Genomic DNA, 20,097 nt, shown 5'->3' on the forward strand with positions numbered 1-20,097 from the left:
CAAAACAGAAGAGATCAACCGGCGTTTGGCCGAAGCGCAGGCGGAATTGCCGAGCGCGATTGACAGCGCCAAGGAAGCGGAAGAAGATACGCACATGACCACGCCAACACGAGAAGAGATCGACGCCAAGCTTGAGAACATAGAACTCAGGATGGATGGTCGTGTCCGCTCCATAGAGGGGAAGATCGACGCCTTCATTGCAACGATAACCGGGCAGCAGCAGGCAGTGACTGCGACGCTTGCAGGTCATCAGCAAACGATGGCATCGCTTGCGGAACGTGCGGCCGCTGCAGCCGAAACCGCAGCAGCCGCAGCCGATCGCGCTGGCGGCCTCAAGCAGACTCTTTGGATCACGTCGCTTACGACCGTCCTTTCGGTCCTCGGCATCGCGCTCGCCGCATACCTCGGGACTCAGCAGTCTAATATGTCTATCGTGCAAACCACGCTTGGCGCCTTTGAGGCGGGCCGATCTGCAGCAGAAAAAGCACCGGCACCTGTTCCCGCTGAGCCTAGGGCAAAATAAGCAATGCGCCGGCAGTGACGTTAACATGCCGCCATTTCTAACTGCCAAGAACGTAAAACCCTTTTATTCTCAATCTAACCGTACAGAGATAACCTTTCTCGGCGGGCAGCACGTGGTCGCTGTCGCAAAGTCCAGCCGATACCTCACCGCCGCGGTCGCCGCCGTCCCGGTCGACTACCTCAGCTCGCGCACGAAGGAAGCGGCGCGGCGGCTGGTGCCGGCGGGCGTTGTTGCCGGCCTCGTGCTGGCCACGTCGGTGCTGCTGCTGGCGCGCATGCAGCTGTCGATTCCTTCGGCCATCAGGGCGGGCCTGAAGCGGCGCGAGTTCTTCCTGCTGTACCAGCCGATCGTCGACCTGCAGACCGGCGAAGTGGTAGGCGCCGAGGCGCTGATCCGCTGGCAGCGTTCGGAAGGCGAACTTGTCGGGCCGGAGATGTTCATCCCAATCGTGGAGAAAGACGAGCTGATCCTGGAGCTCACGCGGCGCGTGTTCGAACTGGTGGCTCACGATACGGGCGACTTCCTGAAACGCCACCCTGGCTTTCACATCGCCGTCAACCTGCCTGCCGCGGACCTGCATTCGCCCCAGCTTGCCGCCACGCTCGACCCCTGCTTGCAGAGACTGGCGCCGCGCCGGGCAACGTGGTCCTCGAAATGACCGAGCGCGGGCTGCTCGACCTCGGTGCCGCGCGCGAGGCAACGCGCGACATCCGTGCCAAGGGCTACCGGGTCGCCATCGACGACTTCGGCACCGGCTATTCCAGCCTGTCCTACCTCGAAACACTGGAGGTCGATTCCCTCAAGATCGACAAGAGCTTCATCGAAGCCATCGCCACCGAGGCGCCGACCAGCCATGTGGTCCAGCACATCATCGAGATGGCCAAGAGCCTGAAGCTGAACATGGTTGTGGAAGGCGTGGAGACCGAGGGGCAGGCGCAATTCCTGCGCCAGCGCGGCGTGCACTACGCGCAGGGATGGCTGTTCGGAAGGCCGATGCCCTTCGCCGACGTCGTGCAGCGGATGGCGGCGCCCATCGCCGCCAGTGAACACTGAACCGATTTAGGGCAGGGAGTGAAAGGAGTCGGACGCGTAGCGCCCGCAGCCGTCCAAGCAAAAAATGTGTTGAACCTTGTTGTTGGTTCACGGTCAAATTTTATAAGTGCCGCAGTAAGCGATTACGCGCTGGGGCATGGTTCACCAGTACCGCATTTTCCAAGCCGCAGTCGCCATCGGCGAGGTCGAAAGATATCCTGCGGATTGAATAAGAAGCTGGGCTCGTTTCAGCCGGCTTCCGTCTGGGGCATCAGACGCCAGCAGTGGGAATCCCCTTCCGTTCACGAAGGGGAGGATGTCAAGCAGGCCACCATCGTCACCGTGCGCGGCTGAGATCAGGCCGGCGCCGCGGCGCCGGCCGATTGCCTTCCCAGCACAAGGAAACCGAAAGCGGTCGCCAGCACGTACATGCTGACGGAATAGATCGCCGCCGGCAGCATCAGCTGGAAGTCGCCCAGCACCGACACCGCCACGAAAATTGCCAGCGTCGAGTTATGGATGCCGATTTCGTAGCCGATCGCAATCGCGTTCGGCTTGTCGAGGCCCATCATGCGCGGCACGTAGTAGCCCAGTCCCAGGCTGAAGGCGTTGAAGGCGATCACGGCCAGGCCGATGGAGGCGAACGAGGCGGTCAGCGCCGTCCATTCCTTGGCGATGGCGATGGTCGCCAGCGCGGCCAGCACCACCATCGAGAAGCGCTTCATCGGCTTGTCCATGCGCGCGGCAAACTGTGGCGCGCGGCTCTTCACGAACATGCCGATCACCACTGGAACGAGCACGATGCCGATCACCTCGACCACCTTCGCGGTCTGCATCGGCACCACTTGGCCGGTTCTGGCGAAGGTCTCGATGGCGAAGTTCGCGATCAGCGGCAGGCTGACGATGGAGAGCAGGGTATTGATGGCGGTGAGCGAAATATTCATCGCCACATTGCCGCCGAACAGGTGGCTGAACAGGTTGGCCGACACGCCGCCGGGCGAGGCCGCCAGCAGCATCAGGCCGACGGCGTAGATTGGCGCTACGCCGAGGCCGACGATCAGGCCGTAGCAGATAGCCGGCAGCACCAGGGTTTGCAGGACAAGCGCCAGCACGACAGCCTTGGGATGGCCGAGCAGGCGCCGGAAGTCGCCCAGCGTGAGCGACAGGCCAAGGCCGAACATGATCAGGGCGAGCGCGCCGATCAGCAGGGTGGGCAGCAGCGTAATGAAATTGCTCATTCAAGTCTCCTTATTTTTGGTTGGAATTTGAAGCGAATGCAATTTGTTCGAACTACCGGAAGCGTGGTCCCTGGCGCGCAGGAATTCGTCCACGGTCGGGTATAGCACCCGGAACGACTGGCCGTCAAGTTCGCGGAGGCGCATACTTCAGGTACGGACATGGCCCTCGTCGACAGGCTGACCAAGAGGAGCCACCTACCGGGTTGGACATTGCCCACTTGGAAGGAGATTGAAATGCCGAAATTTCTATTTGAAGCGAACTATCTCAGCGAAGGCCTGAATGGCCTGATCAAGGAGGGCGGAACCCGCCGGCTTGGCGCCGTCGAGGAGTTGTTCAAGTCGCTTGGAGGAACGGTTGAAGCCTTTTATTTTGCGTTTGGCGACCGGGACGTCTATATCATCGGCGAACTGCCTGACAACGCGGCGGCCGCGGCACTTTCGATCAGGGTGAATGCAGCTGGAGTGACTACGCTCAAGACAACTGTGCTGCTGACGCCGCAGGAGGTTGACGATGCCGTGAAGAAGACCGCCGTTTACCGGCCACCCGGACGCGACCTTGAACCCGAAGTGGCGAATTGGGAAGGTGAGGGCGGGCACCTGGTGTAAGCGGCATCCCTGATTCTTAACGCGACACTCCCACCAGCTTGTGCACCAGCTCGGACGAGGTCGCCGCGCTGAACTTGCGCATCAGCTTGGCGCGGTGCATTTCCACCGTGCGCGGGCTGAGGCCTGTGTCGCGCGCGATGATCTTGCTGGTCTTGCCTTCGACCAACAACGCCGCCACTTCGCGCTCGCGCGGCGTCAGCTCGGCCGTCACCGGACGTTTCTCGCTGACATCCTCGAACGTCCACACGCCGGCGCCCAGCGGTTGCTTCGGGTCGAGCGCGCGGCCGCTCACGTGACACCAGAACAGCTCGCCGTTGGCGCGGCGCATGATGCGCTCGTCCGAGTAGCGCCCGCGCGTATTCATGATCGGGATGATGCGGTCGCCGGTGCGCAGGAATTCGTCCGCGGTCGGGTACAGTACCTGGAACGACTGGCCGTCGAGTTCGCAGCTGCCGTAGCCGAACATCGAGGCCAGCGCGTCGTTGCAGGCCTGGATCACGCGGTCGACCGAGATGCACATGCCCACGGGCGCGTATTTGAAAATCGTTTCGTAATCAATAGCGTAGGATACGGTCATCTGAGAAAAATTAAGCGGCGCAGGGTGTAGGGTTGCAGGTATTTCTACGGTATTGTACTTTTGGCTGCCGTATTTTATGCTGAGAATCTACTCAGCAGTTAACCATAAAAAGGGACACAGGAATGAATAAAGTTTATCCTGATGCGGCGTCTGCGCTGGACGGCATCGTCAAGGACGGCCAGACCATCGCGGTGGGCGGCTTCGGTTTGTGCGGCATTCCCGAGGAACTGATCCTCGCGCTGCGCGACTCCGGCGTTACCGGACTGACCGCCATCTCCAACAATGCGGGCGTCGACGACTTCGGCCTCGGCCAGCTGCTGACCACCCGCCAGATCAAGAAGATGATCTCGTCCTACGTCGGCGAAAACAAGGAATTCGCGCGCCAGTACCTGGCCGGCGAACTCGAACTCGAATTCACCCCGCAAGGCACGCTGGCTGAAAAGCTGCGCGCGGGCGGCGCCGGCATTCCGGCCTTCTTCACCAAGACCGGCGTCGGCACCATCGTCGCGGACGGCAAGGAAGTGCGCGAATTCGACGGCGAGCAGTACGTGATGGAACGCAGCCTGGTAGCCGACGTGTCGCTGGTCAAGGCCTACATGGCCGACCGCGCGGGCAACCTGGTGTTCCGCAAAACCGCACGCAACTTCAACCCGAACGTCGCGATGGCCGGCAAGATCACCATCGTCGAAGTCGAAAAGCTGGTCGAGGTAGGCGAGATCGATCCGGACCAGGTGCACCTGCCGAGCATCTTCGTGCAGCGCATCGTCGTCAACCCAACGCCGGAAAAGCGCATCGAACAGCGCACCGTGCGTGCCAACTAAGACAGCATTCGGAGAAGAACATGGCTTGGACTCGTGATCAAATGGCCGCGCGCGCGGCGAAAGAATTGCAAGACGGTTTCTATGTGAACCTGGGCATCGGCCTGCCGACCCTGGTGGCCAACTACGTTCCGCAGGATATCGAAGTGTTCCTGCAGTCGGAAAACGGCCTGCTCGGCATCGGCCCGTTCCCGACCGAGGCGGAAGTCGATGCTGACCTGATCAACGCCGGCAAGCAGACCGTGACGGCGCTTCCTGGCTCGGCGTACTTCAGCTCGGCCGACTCCTTTGGCATGATCCGCGGCGGCAAGATCAACCTGGCGATCCTCGGCGCGATGCAGGTGTCGGAAAAGGGCGACCTGGCCAACTGGATGATCCCAGGCAAGATGGTCAAGGGCATGGGCGGCGCGATGGACCTGGTGGCGGGCGTCAAGCGCGTGGTTGTCGTGATGGAGCATGTAGCGACGGCCAAGGACGGCAGCACCTCGCCGAAGATCCTGCACAAGTGCGACCTGCCGCTGACCGGCGTGGGGGTGGTGGACCTGATCATTACCGACCTGGGTGTGATCGAAGTGACCGAGGGCGGGTTGAAGCTGGTTGAACTGGCGCCTGGCGTGACCAGGGAGCAGGTACAGCAGGCTACGCAGGCGGAGCTGGACGTATCGGCAGTGTAATCGGCTGAAAGCTGGAATGGGAACGGGGTGCGAAGTGCGCCCCGTTTTCGTTTTCGCCGCGGCGTTGTGCGCTACCCTCTGAAAGCGTGCTCACTTGACCCCGATCAGGCGATCGACCGAAGCTGGTCCTGCGCCGTGGGCGATCAGGTAGAGCAGCAATCCGGCCCATGACAGGTGGGTCGGCCATGCATCCGGATACACGAAGATCTGGATTACGGCAGTCATGCCGAGCAATGCAAGCGCGGAAAGGCGCGTGATCAGGCCGAGCACCAGCAGGAGCGGGAACAGGTGTTCGGCATAGGTGGCCAGGTGCGCGGCGATCTCGGGCGGAATCAGCGGCACCTTGTACTCGTCGCGAAAAAGCGCGTAGGCGCTGTCGTTTACCGTCAGGAAACCGTCGACTTTGGTGCGGCCCGAGTAGAAGAAAACTGCCGCTATCGCGAAGCGGTCAATGAGCGCAAGCGAGGTGTGGTTGATCAGCTTTGCCAGCGTATCGGCAGCCCGGTTCCAGCGTCCCCGAATGCCGCCAACGGTGACGGTTTCGGCAGCGGTAGTGGCGGCGTGGTTCATGATGACTCCTTTTTAGGATTGCTTGCAGGTTCCGCCGATGCGGCCGAATGCGCCTGCCTCAAGCAGCGTGGAGAGCAGTTGCGCGAGGTCGGTATCTGGTCGCGCGTTGAGCGCTGCAGTTGCCGCGTCGGCCAGCGGGTTGCTGGCCATGCAAGCGTCAAGGAATGCGCAGCCCCCTGCATCGAGCGCGATCCATGCGACCGCCCCGCGCGGTCGCGTCAGTAGTACGCCTTCACCCTGCCACGCGATCTCGCTGCCATCGTCGAGCGCCTCTCGGTTTCTTCGCCAGATCGTGTAAATCGGCTGCTCCGCAAACCAGCTCCAATGCGCGCTTGCGTGCGGGTGCAGCACTGTGCCGGCGAGCGCGTCCGGGTCGAGGCCGGAGAGCGCGGCGGGGTCGAGCGGTAATTCGTCGCATGCCGCATGCGCCTCGGTCCACAAGCGGTCGAGCCGCGCCACATCGGGCAGGTAGGACAAATCGGCGGCGGGTTCGAAACGCGCCAGGAACTCCGCAAATCCTGCGCCGTAATACAGCATGCGCGCGTCTTGGGGCGGCTGTAAGCGAACATACGTTGCGGCGGCGGCGCGAAACCATTCCTCGCCGACCAGCCGTGCCACCGACGGATAGTTGGCCTGCAAGGCGTCGATGCAGCCCTTCAAGACGGTGTTGCGGTAGACCGAGAACCCAGGCTGACGCGCCAAGGCGGCGATTTCAGGCACGGCGTCAGGTTCCGATGTCGCCAGCGCCTGCGCAAAGTGATCCTGGAATTGAGCGAGGCTGGTAATCATCCGCAGGCTTCCTTTGCACATGACGAATGCGCCAAGGCTTGCGCGCTATCACGCTCGGCCAGCAAGACATCGAACTCGGGCAGATTGTCGTCGCGTTCGATCAAGGTCGGGCGCGGACCGATGCGGCCGATCAGCCGCTTGTAAAGCGCCCATACTTCAGGCGCGACGGGCATATCGTGCGAATCGATGAGCAGCGCGGCGCCCAGGTTCGGGTCGGGAGTATGGCCAGCAAGGTGAATTTCCATTACCGGTTCGGCGGGAAAACGGTCAATATAGTCCGTCGCCGAATAGCCGAGATTGCGCGCCCCAACGTAGACGTTGTTGACATCGAGAAGAAGTCCGCAGCCGGTTCGCTTGGCGAGTTCGGCAAGAAAGTCGACTTCTTCCCATGCGTGGCCATCGATATGCACGTAATGTGCAGGGTTTTCGATGGCGATGCGTCGAGCGAGCGTCGCTTGCGTACGCGCGATGTTGTCGGCGATGCGCGACAATGCTTCGTTCGTTCTCGGGAAAGGCAGCAGGTCGGGGTGGTAAGCGCCGCGCAAGGCGGACCAGGCGAGGTGTTCCGATATCAGAGCCGGTTCGATGCGATTCGCAAGTAAAGTAAGCCGTTCGAGGTGCGTCGCATCTGGCGCGGCATCGGCGGCCAGCGAGAGCGCGACACCGTGCAGGGAAATCGGGTGCACGGCCCGGATGGCCTCAAGCCATCCGAGACGTGGGCCGCCTGCGACAAAATAGTTCTCGGGGTGCACCTCGAACCACAATCCATCGGCGCGGCAGGCCAGCGCCGCTTCATAATGTTGCGGCTTCAGGCCAAGCCCTGCTGTCAGGATTGCGGTCATGTTGGCGAGATGCGTATAGTGAGGGCTTTAGCTCTTGATCGGTTGAAGCGAACCGTTGCCCTTTGGTGTCTTGATGCTGGTGCAAGTACCGGCAGGGACGTGTTTCCAGGAGTTGCCTTGATAATCCATTTTCGATGTTCCGGCACAAGTGGTGCCAGGGCCGGCGGCGCAGTCGTTCTTGCCTGCATGTGAAACGCCATAGCATTTTTCCATGGCGGGCTTGCTGTCGGTGGCTTTCTTGTCCTGTGCCTGTGTGACGCCCGAGGCAAGGGCGGCAACAGTAAAGGCTGCAACGGCGAGAGTACGGGTTTCCATGATAAGGCTCCTGTGAATGGTTGTTGAGAGGCAGCCCGCCCAGATCCGATAAAGTCGTAGGAAGCCGGCGGTCTGCATGGTAATTCGCTTGAAAGTGGGCGCAGGTTACAAGGACGATCATGATTCTTATTTTTTAGATGCCACCTGTAACCAGATGCGAAAAATTGACGAATATATCATCAGGGATTTCGCATGAGCGTCAGCGAAGACAGCTTGCACGGCTTGCTGGTACTTGGCCTTTCGGGTGACAGTACCGCTTATCATGCTTTTCTGATGAAACTCAGTGCCCACTTGCGGGCCTACTTCAGAAAGCGGCTGGTCCGCTTGCCGGATGAGGTCGAGGACCTGGTCCAGGAAACGTTGCTGGCGGTGCATAACCATCGTCATACCTATGACGCGGACCAACCGCTGACGGCTTGGATCTACGCGATCGCGCGCTACAAGCTTGCCGATATGCTGCGCCGACGCATGGGGCGAGAGGCGCTGAATGACCCGTTGGATGATGAGAGCGACGTGCTGGCAGCGTCGGACACCGATGCAGCCGATGCGCGCCGCGACATCGCGAAGTTGCTTGAACAACTGCCCGAGCGGCAGCGCGTGCCGATCCAGTATGTGAAACTGGATGGCCTGTCGGTCGTTGAGGCGGCCCGGGCGACTGGGATGTCGGAGTCCGCCGTTAAGGTCGGCGTGCATCGCGGCCTGAAGGCGCTCGCGGCGAAGATGAATGGTGGAAAATGAAGACGGATGAACTTGCGGCACTGCTTGCGAATGATGCAGGCGCGGTCGCGCCGGATGCGACAGCGCGTCGCTTTACGGCTGCGCTCGGATGGGGACTGTGCGGAACGGCGCTGGCAATGGCGATCGTGATGGGAGTACGTCCGGACATTGCCGAAGCCGTGACGCTGCCGATGTTCTGGATGAAGCTGGCATTTCCCGCATCGATCGCCATTGCGGCCTGCTACGCGGCGGCGCGATTGGCGCGCCCGGGAGTGCGGCTTGGACGCGCGCCGGGAACAGCGCTTGCCGCGCTGCTGGCAACGGTGTGGATGCTTGCCATCGCCGCACTGCTCAATGCTGCGCCAGCCGAGCGCAGCGACCTTGTTTTTGGTGACACCTGGCGATACTGCCTGGTCAACATTCCCCTGCTGTCGATTCCAGTGTTTGGCGCGGCCATGTGGGCGCTGAAAGGACTTGCGCCGACGCGCCTCGCACTTGCGGGCGGTGCGGCGGGGCTGCTTGCCGGCGCGGTGAGCGCGGCGGTGTATTCGCTGCATTGTCCAGAGATGGAACTACCTTTCCTGGCGGTCTGGTACTTGCTCGGCATGTTGGTTCCGGCCATTGCAGGCGCCGTGACCGGCCCGCGATTGCTGCGCTGGTAATTGAACAAGCTACAGCGAAAAGCGGGAACGGCGTGCTCGGGCTAAGGAAATTATTTCAACATCCACACATACTGCATCAACATCCAGTCTTCCACCGGCTTTCCATTTACCGTAGCCGGCTTGAACGAGCACTTTTCAATACCGACTCGTGCCGCCTCATCCAGCGGCACGAACCCGCTGCTCTTCTTGACCGACGAATCCTTCACCTTGCCGTCCGTGCCTATCAGGAACGCCAGCGTCACCGCACCCGTGTTCTCGTTCTTGAGCGATTCGGCCGGCCACACCGGCTTGGCGCAGGTGCTGAAATCGACGACGGCACGCTCCTTGATTTCTTCCGGCGCAGGCGCGGTGCTGGCACATGCGCTCAACAGCGTAGCTGCCAGGCCGAGCACGGGAATCGCAGCCTTCCAGTTGAGTGCCTGCGTGTCGGGACGAACCAGTCGTTTAATACGTGTCATTAAGTCTCCTCCGTTGGCTGCTTGGGCCAGATGGTGTGATGAGAACTGGAAACGCTCCAGTTCGGACAGGGCGAGCGCCAGCCTGCGCGGCTCGCCCAACTGCGATGCAGCGATATCGTCTGCAATCTGTTCGCGTTCTGCCCGGATCCGGCCCGAGATCCACCAGACGGCCGGGTGGTAGAACAGCAGTGTTTCAACCACGTTCTGGGCAAGGTTGACCAGGTAATCGTGGCGCCTGACGTGGGCAAGTTCGTGCGCCAGCAGCGCTTCGAGCAAATGCGGCGGCATCCCGGTAATCAGGGAAGCGGGAATCAGCACGACCGGGCTCCACCATCCGGCGGTGATCGGGCTCGCCAGGTCCGCCACCACGCGCAGCCGCACATTGCGGCTGACGCCGAACTGCGCCGCCATGCGCGACAGCTTTGCCTGCCAATGGGCGTCGCCTGCAGGCAGCTTGCCGACGCGGCGCACCCAGAGCAGGCCGAGGCCGATACGCAGCGCCAGCACGCTGGCGCATGCTGCCCACAGCGCCACGATCCACGCCAGGTTCGATTGCAGGTAGGCCGCAAGCACGTCGCCGCCGTTGTCGCCCGCGGTTGTGGCGCCGCCAAATCCTGTAGCGCTCGCGGCCGGTCCAGCGTCCTGCAGCCGCGTCCAGAGGTCAAGGGCCGGCCAGGCCAGGCACAGGAACAAGGCGGTGCAAGCCACCGTATAGCGGTGCCCGGGGCGCGCATTGCGCATCACGGTCAGCATCAGCGCGGTGGCGCAGCCGAGGACGAGGCCCTGCCACAGGAAGTGAACCAGCGTCCAGCCGAGGCTGCCGACGACATGCGATGCGTATGCGCTCATTTGTCTTCCTCCTTCAGGAGCTTTTCGATCTCTTCGCGTTCTTTTTTCGAGATGCCGCTGCGCAGCGCAGCCAGCACCAGCGCCTTGGCCGAACCGGAAAAAGCCTTCTGGATCAGGTCCTTGAGCAGGTTGGTCTGCAGCGAGTCCTGTGCCTGCGCCGGCGCATATACGTGCGATCGGTCGCTTTCGTCGCGGATCAGGATGCCCTTGGTGTGCATGATCTGCATGAGGCGCAGCACGGTGGCGTAGCTCACCTCGGGGCGCTGCTTGATGATTTCCTGGTGCACCTGTTTCGCAGTGGCGGAGCCGAGCGGCCATAGGGTCTGGAGCAAGTCCAGTTCCGCAGGCGTCGGTTTGGGTGGCGTGGGTGTCGTCGGCATGGCAATCCTTCAAGGTCTTTTTCTAGAATAGTCTGTCTAGACACTGATGTCTACAAAAAACTTTTAGGAGGAATTACAGGTAAAAATTTAAGTAGACATGTTTGTCTACAGAACATATTCTTCGGCTTTCAGAAAACTTTTCAGGAGACCTTATGTTGAAAGCAATCGTTCTCGTCGGCGCGCTCGCGCTCGCTTCAGTTGCCGGTGCGGCGGAGTTGCCCGCGTATCCCTTCGTGCACGTGGACGCATCGGGTTCGCGCTACATTGCGCCCGACATTGGCGAGATCGACTTCGAGATCACGGCGGGCGACGTCGATCCTGAAGCCGCGCGTGCGCTGGTTGAAAGCCGCATCGCGCAGGTACGCGCCTTGGCCGAGGGGCTGGGCGTTACTGCCGACAACCTGGAGATCCGCGATGTCCGCAAGGACCTGCGCAAGGTGAAGGAAGGCGAGCCGGCCGCGCCGTTCTACGACATTCGCGCGGGCGTGCACATCAAGCTGACCGACATGTCGAAGTGGCGCGAGCTGGTGTCGCCGCTGATCGGCATGCCCAACCTGGATGGCTTCGCGACGGCCTTCGATACCAGTCAGCGCGACAAAGTGGAGATGGAACTGATGGAGCAGGCCATGGCCGCCGCACGCAAGAAGGCGCTGGCGATGGCAAAGGGGGCGGGACTGAAACTGGGAGCGGTAACCGCGGTGACATCGGGCAACCTGAAGAACTTGACGCGGGCGATGGGCCTTGCACCCCAGGACACTAACTACTCGCGGGGCGGTACCCGGAGTGCTTACAACCGGCAGGACCTGCTTGCGATCGAGATCATCAAGCTGGTCCAGCCGGTCGACATGATTTTCAGGCTGAAGTAATCAAGCTGCCTTGCGGATCACGGCCACTTCGTCGGGCTGGCTGTGGTGCGATGGCGCAGCCAGCTCGCTGGCCATGCGATCGCGGTCCAGCTCGTTTTCCCAGCGCGATACCACCACCGTCGCCACGCCGTTGCCGACGAAGTTGGTCAGGGCACGGCATTCGCTCATGAAGCGGTCGATGCCCAGGATCAGCGCCATGCCCGCGACCGGGATGGTCGGGACCACGGCCAGCGTTGCCGCCAGCGTGATGAAGCCGGCGCCGGTGATGCCGGAAGCGCCTTTCGAGGTCAGCATCGCTACGCCGAGGATGGTCAGCTGCTGGGTCAGGGTCAGGTCGGTGTTGGTCGCCTGGGCGACGAACAGGGCTGCCATGGTCATGTAGATGTTGGTGCCGTCCAGGTTGAACGAGTAGCCGGTAGGAACGACGAGGCCGACCACGGGTTTCGAGCAGCCCAGTTTTTCAAGCTTGCGCATCAGGGCGGGCAGGGCGCTTTCCGATGAACTGGTGCCGAGCACGATCAGCAGTTCTTCCTTGATGTAGGCGATGAAGCGGAAGATCGAGAAACCGGTCATGCGGGCAATGCCGCCCAGCACGATGAACACGAACAGCGCGCAGGTCAGGTAGAACGAACCCATCAGCTTGGCCAGCGGCACCAGCGACTCGAGGCCGTATTTGCCGATGGTGAAGGCCATCGCGCCGAACGCGCCGATCGGGGCCAGCTTCATCACCATGTTGACGATGCCGAAGATGACGTGCGACAGATCGTCGATGGCGCGGGTGATGGGACGGCCGCGCTCGCCGAGCATCGACAGCGCGAAGCCGAACAGGATCGCGAACAGCAGCACCTGCAGGATGTCGCCCTTGGCAAACGCATCCACCACCGTGTTCGGGATGATGTTCAGCACGAAGTCGACCGTGCCTTGCGACTTGGCCTTGTCGGTGTATTGCGCGATGGACGAGGCGTCCAGGTGGGACGCATCGACATTGAAGCCGGCGCCCGGCTTGGCCAGGTTGGCCACCACCAGGCCGATGGCCAGCGCGAAGGTCGATACGACTTCAAAGTAAAGCAGGGCCTTGCCGCCGACCCGGCCGATTTTCTTCATGTCCTGCATGCCGGCGATACCGGCTACCACGGTGCAGAAGATCACCGGGGCGATGATCATCTTGATCAGCTTGATGAAGCCGTCGCCGAGCGGCTTCATGTCCACGCCCAGCTTCGGGTAGAACACGCCGAGCAGCACGCCACAGGCAATGGCGAACAGCACCTGGATGTACAACACTTTGTAGAACGGCTTTTTCATGGCGGGACTCGCTTCAGGGAAGTGGTGGTGTGTTTACATGATTGTCGAATCCTGATTGGCGGGCTATTGTGGATATCCGCAGGCATCGCTGGACGACGGCCAGGCTCATTCCATGTGGCAAGCGATTGCGCCGCCGCCGCGCTGATGCATAATGTCGTCGCCTCAACAACTAAAAAATCGGGACACTATGAAGAAGATTATTTTGGGCGGCGCCGCAATGCTGCTGGCCAGCAGCGCATTTGCCGCATCGGTGCAGGACGTCGCCGAGCGCTACATGAAGCTGGTGCTTGCCATCGGCGTGCACGACAGCTCCTACGTGGACGCCTACTACGGCCCGGCGGAACTGCAGAAGGAAGCCACCGACGCAAAGAAGAGCCTGGCCACCATCCGCGCCGAAGTCGACGCGGCGCTGAAGGACCTGGCGGGCCAGAAGGCCGCCAGCGCGGACGAAACCCTGCGCATCGAATTCCTGAACAAGCAGCTTTCGTCCATGCTGACCCGCATCGACATGCTGAACGGCCAGAAGTTCAGCTTCGACGATGAAACCGCGCGCCTGTACGACGCGGTGTCGCCGCACCACGACCGCGCCTACTACCTGAAGCTGGTGGCCGAAATCGACAAGCTGTTGCCTGGCAAAGGCACCGTGCCGGAACGGCTGAAGGTCTTCCGCGACAAGATGGTGATCCCGAAGGACAAGCTCAAGCCGGTGTTCGACGCGTCGATCAAGGAATGCCGCGCGCGCAGCGCGAAGTACATCGACTTGCCGGCCAACGAAAGCTTTGTGCTGGAGTTCGTGACCAACAAGCCGTGGAGCGGCTACAACTGGTACAAGGCAACGCGCAGAGCCTCATCCAGATCAATACCGAGTTCCCGATCTACATCGACCGCGCGGTCGACCTGGGCTGCCATGAAGGCTATCCCGGCCATCACGCGTACAACGCGCTGCTGGAAAAGTCGCTGGTGAAGGATAAGGGCTGGACCGAGTTCAGCGTGTATCCGCTGTATTCGCCGATGTCGCTGATCGCCGAAGGCAGCGCCAACTACGGTATCGAGATGGCGTTCACGGATGCGGAGCGGCTGGCGTTCGAGCGCGACGTGCTGTTCCCGATGGCGGGGCTGGATCCCAAGCTGGCCAAGAAGTACGCCCAGCTGCGCAAGCTGCTTGGCAAGCTGAGCTATGCGGACAATGACGCGGCGATGAACTACCTGAACGGCAAGTGGACCAAGGAAGAGACCATTGATTGGCTGGTCAACGTGCAGCTGTACCCGCCGGAGAAGGCACCGCAGCGCGTGAGCTTCTATGATGGGCTGCGCGGGTATGTGATCAACTACAACCTGGCAAGGACCTGGTGGAAGCGTATGTGAAACGCCACGTGACCTCGAAGGATCCGGTCAAGGCGCGGGCGCAGCGTTGGGAGGCGTTCAAGCAGTTGCTGTCGTCGCCGAGGCTGGCGAGCGGGATCAGGTAACGCTGCGGGCGGCGGATGCGCGCAGCGCGGTGAAGCAGGGGTTTCGAATCGCATGCGATTCGCCTGCGAAACGGCATCCGCTTGCAAGCGGATGCTCCCAAGGCGAGAGCATCCGCCGAATGCACCGTGGCGATTACTGCGCCACCCAACCCCCATCCATATTCCACGCCACGCCCCGCACCTGGTTCGCCGCAGGGCTGCAGAAGAACACCGCCAGCGCCCCCAGTTCCTCAGGCGTCACAAACTCCCCAGATGGCTGCTTCTCGGCCAGCAGCGCCTTCTTGGCCGCATCATTGCTGGTGCCTTCGCGCACCGCGCGGTCGTCCACCTGCTTTTGCACCAGCGGCGTCAACACCCATCCCGGACAGATCGCGTTGCAGGTCACGCCGGTCTGCGCGGTCTCCAGCGCGGTCACCTTGGTGAATCCAACCAGCCCGTGCTTGCTCGCCACGTAGGCCGACTTCTGCGCCGACCCGACCATGCCGTGTACCGACGCCAGGTTGATGATGCGGCCCCAGTTCTTCTGCTTCATGCCCGGCAGCGCCAGGCGGGTGGTGTGGAAGGCCGAGGTGAGGTTGATCGCGATGATCGCGTCCCACTTCTCGGGCGGGAAATCCTCGATATTGGCCACGTGCTGGATGCCCGCGTTGTTGACCAGGATATCGATGCCGCCGAACTTTTCACCGGCGAACTTCATCAGGGCCTCGATTTCGGCCGGCTTGGACATGTCCGCATTGTGGTAAGCGGTCCGCACACCGAATTCCTGGCCGACCTCCGTATGGAGCTTTTCGATCTGCTGCGCGTCGCCGAAGCCGTTGAATACGATGTTAGCGCCTTGCTGGGCCAGCGACCGCGCGATGCCCAGTCCAATGCCGGATGTCGAGCCAGTTACGAGTGCTGTTTTGCCGCTTAGCATGCTTGTAGTCATTGTGTCCTCTGGAAGAATGGATTGGCTGGGGAAGGATGAGCAGCGCGCTACGCCGCACCTTGGTAGAATTCTAATCGCAACGCCCGGTAAAATGTCAGTTTCGCCACAAGTTTGGTACTTGGCTGGACTGCGCAAGGGCGACGGATATCCGCCAATCAAAGGAATCGGCATGATTGAACCAAGAATAAAATCCGTCCAGTGCATCTCGCCCTCAGGCCTTCACGACATGTCGTACAAGGAATGGGGCGACGAGAATAATCCGAACGTGCTGGTCTGCGTGCATGGCGTGACGCGGGTCGGCGACGACTTCGACAACCTGGCGCGCGCCCTGTGCGATCGCTACCGCGTGGTGTGTCCCGACGTGGTCGGGCGCGGGCGCTCGGGCAAGCTGGCCAACCCGGAGCTGTACCGCGTGCCGCAATACGTCAGCGACATGATGACCCTGGTCGCGCGCGTGTCGGCCGTGCCCGGCACCACGATCGACTGGTTCGGCACCTCGATGGGCGGCCTGATCGGCATGGCGCTGGCTTCGCTGCCGGGCAACCCGATCCGCCGGCTTCTGCTGAACGACATCGGGCCGAGCCTCGACCCGGCCGCGCTGCAGCGCATCGGCGAGTATATCGGCCAGGAGATGCGCTTCCCGGACTTCGACACCGCCGCCACCTTCGTGCGCGACGTCTCGCTGTCGTTCGGCGAGCACAGCGGCGAGGAATGGCACAAGCTGGCCGCCGACGTGCTGCGCAGGCAGGACGACGGTCAGTGGGTGCGCCATTACGACATGGGCCTGGCGCAGCCGTTCCGCTCCAGCACGCCCGAAACCGCGAAAGCCGACGAGCGCATGCTGTGGGCAGCGTATGATGCGATCCGCTGCCCGGTGCTGTTGGTGCGCGGAGCCGACTCCGATCTGCTGTCGCATGCGACGGCAGAAGAGATGACCAGGCGCGGCCCGAAGGCCATGCTGGTTGAAATACCGAATGTCGGCCATGCGCCGACCTTCCTGCACGACGATCAAATCGCAATTGCCAAACAATTTTTAACCGGCCAGGCCGGAGAAGGAAAACAGACCATGGAAATTACACGACTGCACGTAGGAAAACGCCTGTCCGAAGTGGCGATCCACAACGACACCATCTATTTGGCAGGCCAGATCGCCGAAGACACCAGCGCCGACATCGGCGGCCAGACCCGCGAGGTGCTGGCCAGCGTCGACCGCCTGCTGGGCGAGGCAGGCAGCGACAAGACCTGCATCCTGATGTGCCAGATCTACATCACCGACATGGCCAACTTCCCGGCGATGAACGAAGTATGGGACGAGTGGGTGGCCCAGGGCCACACGCCGCCGCGCGCCACCGTCGAAGCGAAGCTTGCCAACCCGGCCTGCCTGGTCGAAATCGTCGTCACCGCCGGCAAGCGCTAACCCGCCATGGTGTCCATCGCGGCGCTCGGCAGCGCAACGACCCAGCTCGTCCAGGGCCTGAGCCCTGACGACGCCGCACGCGTGAAGGCCGCGCTGGACTATGCGGGCGAGGCGTATGAAGGCAAGACCTGCACCTCGGGCCAGGACGCGCTCGATTTCTCGATCGGCGTGGCCGGCACGCTGGCCTACCTGAACACCGACGCCGAAACGCGCATCGCCGGGCTGCTGTTCGAACTGACGGTGCTCGACCCCGACGCCTCGGCCGGCCTGGAAGCGCGGGTCGGCAAGGACGCGACCGACCTGGTGTCGGGCGTGCGCCAGCTGATCCGCCTGCGCGACATGACCGTCGGGCAGAAGGACACCGGTGGCGGGCGCAGCCGGGGCGCGTCGCAGCGCGCCGTGGCCCAGGTCGAGACGCTGCGCAAGATGCTGCTGGCGATGGCCAGCGACATGCGCGTGGTGCTGGTGCGCCTGGCCTCGTGCGTCACCACCTCGCGCTACTTCGCCGACATCAAGCTGTTCAACGACATGACCCACGCCTACGGGCGCGAGACGCTCGACCTGTATGCGCCGCTGGCCAACCGGCTCGGTATCTGGCAGCTCAAGTGGGAACTGGAAGACCTGTCGTTCCGTTTCATCGAACCGGACACCTACAAGCGCATCGCCAAGATGCTCGAAGAGAAGCGCATGATGCGCGAAGGCTTCGTGCAGTCGGCCATCACGCGCCTGCAGGACGAGCTGGCGGCGGCCGGCATCAAGGCCGAAGTGTTCGGCCGTCCGAAGCACATCTACAGCATCTGGAACAAGATGCGCGGCAAGGACCTCGACTTCAGCGAGTTGTATGACGTACGCGCCTTCCGCGTGATCGTCGACGACATCAAGACCTGCTATACGGTGCTGGGCGTGGTCCATAACATCTGGACGCCGATACCGAAGGAATTCGACGACTACATCTCGCGTCCCAAGCCGAACGGCTACCAGTCGCTGCACACGGTGGTCATGGCGGAGGACGGCCGGCCGCTGGAAGTCCAGATCCGGACCCAGGAAATGCATAACTTCGCCGAGTACGGCGTGGCCGCGCACTGGCGCTACAAGGAAGAGGGCGGGTCCAACTTCAAGGGCCAGAAGTACGACGAGAAAATCGCCTGGCTGCGCCAGCTGCTGGCGTGGAAGACCGACGTGGCCGACGCCGTCGTCGAGGAAGAGGAAATCCAGCGCGAGTGGGTGGAAAAGCTCAAGTCCGCGACCCTGGACGACCGCATCTTCGTGCTGACGCCGCAGGCGCGCGTGCTGGAACTGCCGGTCGGCGCCACGCCGATCGACTTTGCCTATCACCTGCATAGCGAGGTTGGCCACCGCTGCCGCGGCGCGCGCGTCGACGGCGTGATGGTGCCCCTGAATACCCCGCTGAAGAACGGCCAGACCTGCGAGATCATTACCGCCAAGGGCGCGCCGGGCAGCGCCGGCCCGTCGCGCGACTGGCTCAGCCCCGGCTACACCGTCAGCACCCGCACCCGCGCCAAGGTGCGCGCCTGGTTCCATGCGATCGACCAGCAGGAGACGCTGGCGAACGGCCGCGCCCAGGTCGAGAAGACGCTGCAGCGCGAGGGCAAGACCGCGGTCAACCTCGAAGCGCTGGCGCAGAAGCTGGGGTTCAACAAGGTCGACGAAATGTTCGTCTCGATCGGCAAGGACGAATTCAGCCTGCGCAACGTCGAGAACGCGCTGAAGGACACCGGCGCCCCACCTGCTGCGCAGGAAGACGCGGTGGTCCTGAACAAGAGCCGCGCCTCGAGCGTGGAGCAGGGCGCCAAGTCGGGCGTGCTGGTGGTGGGCACCGACGGGCTGATGACGGCGCTCGCCAGGTGCTGCAAGCCGGCGCCGCCGGACGGCATCGTCGGCTTTGTCACGCGCGGCAAGGGCGTGTCGATCCACCGTGCCAACTGCAAGAACTTCGCCGAGATGCGCAACAAGGCGCCCGAGCGCGTGATCCACACCGAGTGGGGCCGCGCGGAGCAAGACACCGTCTACCCGGTCGACCTGTTCATCCTGGCCGGAGACCGGCAAGGGCTGCTGCGCGATATTTCAGAGGTATTCTCGCGCGAGAAGATCAACGTGATCGGCGTGAACACGCAAAGCGCGAAGGGCCAGGCGCGCATGACCTTCACCGCCGAAATCGGATCGACCGGGCAGCTGCAGAAGGCGCTGGCGGCCATCGGCGAAGTCAATGGCGTGGTCGAAGCGCGGCGCCAGTAGCATGCCGGCCTCCTTCCTCTACACCAAGCCGGCCGACTGGGGCCGCGTGGTGCTGCGCACCGCGCGCAGCTGGTGGTATATGCTGCACCTGACCGCGATCGCGCTGGTGATGGCGTTCTCGTTCAAGTCTTATAACCGCGGCAACCGCATCGTGGCTTCGCAGTTCATCTATACGAGCACCTGGCAGGTGCTGCCGTGGTTCACCGCGCTGGCGGCGCTGGTCAGCCTCGTCATCATCCGCATTGTGGTGGTGACGGCCCTGAGCTATGGATTGTCCGCGTTCGCGCTTGAAATGGTGGTGCGCGTGCTCGTGCTGGAGCTGATTCCGCTCACGGCCGCGATGTTCGTCGCACTGCGCGCCGGACTGGCCTTCAACGTGGGCGATGCGCTGGCGGTTGCTGCCGCAGCCTCGCCGGACAGGTCGGAGAAGGCCCAGAAGCGGCTGCGCCAGGATCTGGTGCCGCAGGTGATTGCCAACGCGTTCGCGGTACTGAGCCTGGCGATGGTCAGCAGCGTGATCGTGCTGGTGCTGGCCTACATGAACCTGTACGGACTGTCGCGGTGGGGCATTGCGGATTACACGCGGACGGTCGGGCGGGTGTTCAATCCCGCCGTGACGATCGGCTTCATCGCCAAGACCATCTGCTTCGGGCTGGCGGTGGCGGTGATCCCGACCGCCGCGATCCTGGAGATGCACCGCTACGGGCTGAAGCCGTCGTCGACGGTGCAGCCGGGCGCGGTGCGGCTGCTGTTCGTGCTGTTGCTGATCGAGGCCGCATCGTTGGCCGTCAAATACATTTAGAGGAACC

The 20,097-nt window shown here is 62.4% G+C and carries 25 protein-coding genes and 2 pseudogenes; 16 read left to right on the plus strand and 11 right to left on the minus strand.

Annotated elements, in window-relative coordinates:
* From D3872_RS25730 to D3872_RS27095, 4 genes are all read left to right on the plus strand, one after another.
* On the plus strand, positions 1–523 hold a 523-nt coding region (locus tag D3872_RS25730), incomplete at its 5' end, for a hypothetical protein (RefSeq protein WP_220476950.1).
* A gap of 112 nt (positions 524–635) precedes the next feature.
* Positions 636–1,181, plus strand: a complete 546-nt coding sequence (locus D3872_RS27085) for an EAL domain-containing protein (RefSeq protein WP_182915835.1) — start codon at positions 636–638, stop codon at positions 1,179–1,181.
* On the plus strand, positions 1,166–1,576 hold the full coding sequence (locus tag D3872_RS27090; protein ID WP_147373902.1) for an EAL domain-containing protein: 411 nt from the start codon (positions 1,166–1,168) through the stop codon (positions 1,574–1,576). Before D3872_RS27085 ends, D3872_RS27090 begins: the two co-directional genes overlap by 16 nt.
* Positions 1,577–1,780: 204 nt before the next feature.
* A complete protein-coding gene (locus tag D3872_RS27095) occupies positions 1,781–1,909 on the plus strand; it encodes a hypothetical protein (RefSeq protein WP_274381734.1) in 129 nt (42 codons plus the stop codon).
* A gap of 2 nt (positions 1,910–1,911) precedes the next feature.
* Here D3872_RS27095 and D3872_RS16830 read toward each other — a convergent pair whose 3' ends face one another.
* Entirely contained in the window at positions 1,912–2,793 is an 882-nt protein-coding gene (locus D3872_RS16830) for a bile acid:sodium symporter family protein (protein ID WP_119811893.1), read from the minus strand.
* A gap of 234 nt (positions 2,794–3,027) precedes the next feature.
* Here D3872_RS16830 and D3872_RS16835 point away from each other — a divergent pair, with 234 nt between their 5' ends.
* Positions 3,028–3,399, plus strand: coding sequence for a GYD domain-containing protein (locus D3872_RS16835; protein ID WP_119811894.1), 372 nt, complete (start codon positions 3,028–3,030; stop codon positions 3,397–3,399).
* 16 nt (positions 3,400–3,415) lie between these two features.
* Here D3872_RS16835 and D3872_RS16840 read toward each other — a convergent pair whose 3' ends face one another.
* Entirely contained in the window at positions 3,416–3,976 is a 561-nt protein-coding gene (locus D3872_RS16840; RefSeq protein ID WP_119811895.1) for a LuxR C-terminal-related transcriptional regulator, read from the minus strand.
* 122 nt (positions 3,977–4,098) lie between these two features.
* Between D3872_RS16840 and D3872_RS16845 the strand changes: the two genes are divergently transcribed.
* Together D3872_RS16845 and D3872_RS16850 are read left to right on the plus strand one after the other, a co-directional pair.
* Positions 4,099–4,797, plus strand: coding sequence for a CoA transferase subunit A (locus D3872_RS16845; protein ID WP_119811896.1), 699 nt, complete (start codon positions 4,099–4,101; stop codon positions 4,795–4,797).
* A 20-nt stretch (positions 4,798–4,817) separates the two neighbouring features.
* Positions 4,818–5,468: a 3-oxoacid CoA-transferase subunit B gene (locus D3872_RS16850; RefSeq protein ID WP_119811897.1), complete on the plus strand. Its 651-nt coding sequence runs from the start codon at positions 4,818–4,820 to the stop codon at positions 5,466–5,468.
* 90 nt (positions 5,469–5,558) lie between these two features.
* Here the strand turns inward: D3872_RS16850 and D3872_RS16855 are convergent, their stop codons facing one another.
* The 4 genes from D3872_RS16855 to D3872_RS16870 are packed head-to-tail and all read right to left on the minus strand — an operon-like array spanning position 5,559 to position 7,984.
* Complete coding sequence (locus D3872_RS16855; protein ID WP_119811898.1) at positions 5,559–6,038, minus strand: DoxX family protein; 480 nt, start codon at positions 6,036–6,038, stop codon at positions 5,559–5,561.
* A gap of 12 nt (positions 6,039–6,050) precedes the next feature.
* On the minus strand, positions 6,051–6,827 hold the full coding sequence (locus D3872_RS16860) for an HvfC/BufC N-terminal domain-containing protein (protein ID WP_119811899.1): 777 nt from the start codon (positions 6,825–6,827) through the stop codon (positions 6,051–6,053).
* Positions 6,824–7,669, minus strand: coding sequence for an MNIO family bufferin maturase (gene bufB, locus D3872_RS16865; protein WP_119811900.1), 846 nt, complete (start codon positions 7,667–7,669; stop codon positions 6,824–6,826). The genes D3872_RS16860 and bufB overlap by 4 nt, the downstream gene beginning before the upstream one ends.
* Positions 7,670–7,696: 27 nt before the next feature.
* A complete protein-coding gene (locus D3872_RS16870; protein WP_119811942.1) occupies positions 7,697–7,984 on the minus strand; it encodes a BufA1 family periplasmic bufferin-type metallophore in 288 nt (95 codons plus the stop codon).
* 192 nt (positions 7,985–8,176) lie between these two features.
* Here D3872_RS16870 and D3872_RS16875 point away from each other — a divergent pair, with 192 nt between their 5' ends.
* Entirely contained in the window at positions 8,177–8,722 is a 546-nt protein-coding gene (locus D3872_RS16875; RefSeq protein WP_119811901.1) for a sigma-70 family RNA polymerase sigma factor, read from the plus strand.
* Positions 8,719–9,363 (plus strand): DUF1109 domain-containing protein, encoded by a 645-nt coding sequence (locus tag D3872_RS16880; RefSeq protein WP_119811902.1) that lies wholly within the window; start codon positions 8,719–8,721, stop codon positions 9,361–9,363. Before D3872_RS16875 ends, D3872_RS16880 begins: the two co-directional genes overlap by 4 nt.
* Before the next feature lie 50 nt (positions 9,364–9,413).
* Here D3872_RS16880 and D3872_RS27515 read toward each other — a convergent pair whose 3' ends face one another.
* The 3 genes and pseudogenes from D3872_RS27515 to D3872_RS16890 all read right to left on the minus strand — a co-directional run bounded on the left by D3872_RS27515 (position 9,414) and on the right by D3872_RS16890 (position 11,050).
* Positions 9,414–9,821, minus strand: coding sequence for an energy transducer TonB (locus tag D3872_RS27515; RefSeq protein ID WP_370660973.1), 408 nt, complete (start codon positions 9,819–9,821; stop codon positions 9,414–9,416).
* Between the two features lie 111 nt (positions 9,822–9,932).
* A pseudogene (locus D3872_RS27520) lies at positions 9,933–10,670 on the minus strand (M56 family metallopeptidase); the annotation flags it as partial.
* Positions 10,667–11,050 (minus strand): BlaI/MecI/CopY family transcriptional regulator, encoded by a 384-nt coding sequence (locus D3872_RS16890; RefSeq protein WP_119811904.1) that lies wholly within the window; start codon positions 11,048–11,050, stop codon positions 10,667–10,669. The pseudogene D3872_RS27520 and the gene D3872_RS16890, both read right to left, overlap by 4 nt.
* 152 nt (positions 11,051–11,202) lie before the next feature.
* Here D3872_RS16890 and D3872_RS16895 point away from each other — a divergent pair, with 152 nt between their 5' ends.
* Positions 11,203–11,916 carry an SIMPL domain-containing protein gene (locus D3872_RS16895; protein WP_119811905.1) on the plus strand — a complete coding sequence of 238 codons (714 nt, stop codon included), beginning with the start codon at positions 11,203–11,205 and terminating at the stop codon, positions 11,914–11,916.
* Here the strand turns inward: D3872_RS16895 and D3872_RS16900 are convergent, their stop codons facing one another.
* Positions 11,917–13,218, minus strand: coding sequence for a dicarboxylate/amino acid:cation symporter (locus D3872_RS16900; protein WP_119811906.1), 1,302 nt, complete (start codon positions 13,216–13,218; stop codon positions 11,917–11,919).
* Between the two features lie 187 nt (positions 13,219–13,405).
* Between D3872_RS16900 and D3872_RS26065 the strand changes: the two genes are divergently transcribed.
* Together D3872_RS26065 and D3872_RS26070 are read left to right on the plus strand one after the other, a co-directional pair.
* On the plus strand, positions 13,406–14,182 hold the full coding sequence (locus D3872_RS26065; RefSeq protein ID WP_220476951.1) for a hypothetical protein: 777 nt from the start codon (positions 13,406–13,408) through the stop codon (positions 14,180–14,182).
* Entirely contained in the window at positions 14,179–14,583 is a 405-nt protein-coding gene (locus tag D3872_RS26070; protein WP_220476952.1) for a hypothetical protein, read from the plus strand. The genes D3872_RS26065 and D3872_RS26070 overlap by 4 nt, the downstream gene beginning before the upstream one ends.
* 237 nt (positions 14,584–14,820) lie before the next feature.
* On the opposite strand, the gene D3872_RS16910 is transcribed toward D3872_RS26070, so the two are convergent.
* Positions 14,821–15,615, minus strand: a complete 795-nt coding sequence (locus D3872_RS16910; protein WP_182915836.1) for a 3-hydroxybutyrate dehydrogenase — start codon at positions 15,613–15,615, stop codon at positions 14,821–14,823.
* A gap of 169 nt (positions 15,616–15,784) precedes the next feature.
* Between D3872_RS16910 and D3872_RS16915 the strand changes: the two are divergent.
* The 4 genes and pseudogenes from D3872_RS16915 to D3872_RS16925 form a co-directional block, all read left to right on the plus strand.
* A pseudogene (locus D3872_RS16915) lies at positions 15,785–16,657 on the plus strand (alpha/beta fold hydrolase); the annotation flags it as partial.
* A 24-nt stretch (positions 16,658–16,681) separates the two neighbouring features.
* Positions 16,682–17,032, plus strand: a complete 351-nt coding sequence (locus tag D3872_RS26615) for a RidA family protein (RefSeq protein WP_229459375.1) — start codon at positions 16,682–16,684, stop codon at positions 17,030–17,032.
* Positions 17,033–17,038: 6 nt separating this feature from the next.
* Positions 17,039–19,288, plus strand: coding sequence for a RelA/SpoT family protein (locus D3872_RS16920; RefSeq protein WP_119811908.1), 2,250 nt, complete (start codon positions 17,039–17,041; stop codon positions 19,286–19,288).
* Positions 19,260–20,090: an MlaE family ABC transporter permease gene (locus D3872_RS16925; protein WP_229459371.1), complete on the plus strand. Its 831-nt coding sequence runs from the start codon at positions 19,260–19,262 to the stop codon at positions 20,088–20,090. The genes D3872_RS16920 and D3872_RS16925 overlap by 29 nt, the downstream gene beginning before the upstream one ends.
* Positions 20,091–20,097: the final 7 nt, after the last annotated feature.

The sequence above is a fragment of the Massilia cavernae genome (genome assembly GCF_003590855.1).
Classification (GTDB): domain Bacteria; phylum Pseudomonadota; class Gammaproteobacteria; order Burkholderiales; family Burkholderiaceae_D; genus Telluria_A; species Telluria_A cavernae.

Excerpts from the sequence above, each read along its gene's own strand:
- D3872_RS16870 (WP_119811942.1), bottom strand. The coding sequence starts at position 7,984 with ATGGAAACCCGTACTCTCGCCGTTGCAGCCTTTACTGTTGCCGCCCTT.
- D3872_RS16855 (WP_119811898.1), bottom strand. The coding sequence starts at position 6,038 with ATGAACCACGCCGCCACTACCGCTGCCGAAACCGTCACCGTTGGCGGC.
- D3872_RS16895 (WP_119811905.1), top strand. The coding sequence starts at position 11,203 with ATGTTGAAAGCAATCGTTCTCGTCGGCGCGCTCGCGCTCGCTTCAGTT.
- D3872_RS16890 (WP_119811904.1), bottom strand. The coding sequence starts at position 11,050 with ATGCCGACGACACCCACGCCACCCAAACCGACGCCTGCGGAACTGGAC.
- D3872_RS16860 (WP_119811899.1), bottom strand. The coding sequence starts at position 6,827 with ATGATTACCAGCCTCGCTCAATTCCAGGATCACTTTGCGCAGGCGCTG.
- D3872_RS16875 (WP_119811901.1), top strand. The coding sequence starts at position 8,177 with ATGAGCGTCAGCGAAGACAGCTTGCACGGCTTGCTGGTACTTGGCCTT.
- D3872_RS16925 (WP_229459371.1), top strand. The coding sequence starts at position 19,260 with ATGGCGTGGTCGAAGCGCGGCGCCAGTAGCATGCCGGCCTCCTTCCTC.
- D3872_RS26065 (WP_220476951.1), top strand. The coding sequence starts at position 13,406 with ATGAAGAAGATTATTTTGGGCGGCGCCGCAATGCTGCTGGCCAGCAGC.
- D3872_RS16835 (WP_119811894.1), top strand. The coding sequence starts at position 3,028 with ATGCCGAAATTTCTATTTGAAGCGAACTATCTCAGCGAAGGCCTGAAT.
- D3872_RS16830 (WP_119811893.1), bottom strand. The coding sequence starts at position 2,793 with ATGAGCAATTTCATTACGCTGCTGCCCACCCTGCTGATCGGCGCGCTC.
- D3872_RS16880 (WP_119811902.1), top strand. The coding sequence starts at position 8,719 with ATGAAGACGGATGAACTTGCGGCACTGCTTGCGAATGATGCAGGCGCG.
- D3872_RS16840 (WP_119811895.1), bottom strand. The coding sequence starts at position 3,976 with ATGACCGTATCCTACGCTATTGATTACGAAACGATTTTCAAATACGCG.
- D3872_RS16900 (WP_119811906.1), bottom strand. The coding sequence starts at position 13,218 with ATGAAAAAGCCGTTCTACAAAGTGTTGTACATCCAGGTGCTGTTCGCC.
- D3872_RS16910 (WP_182915836.1), bottom strand. The coding sequence starts at position 15,615 with ATGACTACAAGCATGCTAAGCGGCAAAACAGCACTCGTAACTGGCTCG.
- D3872_RS26615 (WP_229459375.1), top strand. The coding sequence starts at position 16,682 with ATGGAAATTACACGACTGCACGTAGGAAAACGCCTGTCCGAAGTGGCG.
- D3872_RS16845 (WP_119811896.1), top strand. The coding sequence starts at position 4,099 with ATGAATAAAGTTTATCCTGATGCGGCGTCTGCGCTGGACGGCATCGTC.
- bufB (WP_119811900.1), bottom strand. The coding sequence starts at position 7,669 with ATGACCGCAATCCTGACAGCAGGGCTTGGCCTGAAGCCGCAACATTAT.
- D3872_RS16920 (WP_119811908.1), top strand. The coding sequence starts at position 17,039 with ATGGTGTCCATCGCGGCGCTCGGCAGCGCAACGACCCAGCTCGTCCAG.
- D3872_RS16850 (WP_119811897.1), top strand. The coding sequence starts at position 4,818 with ATGGCTTGGACTCGTGATCAAATGGCCGCGCGCGCGGCGAAAGAATTG.
- D3872_RS27515 (WP_370660973.1), bottom strand. The coding sequence starts at position 9,821 with ATGACACGTATTAAACGACTGGTTCGTCCCGACACGCAGGCACTCAAC.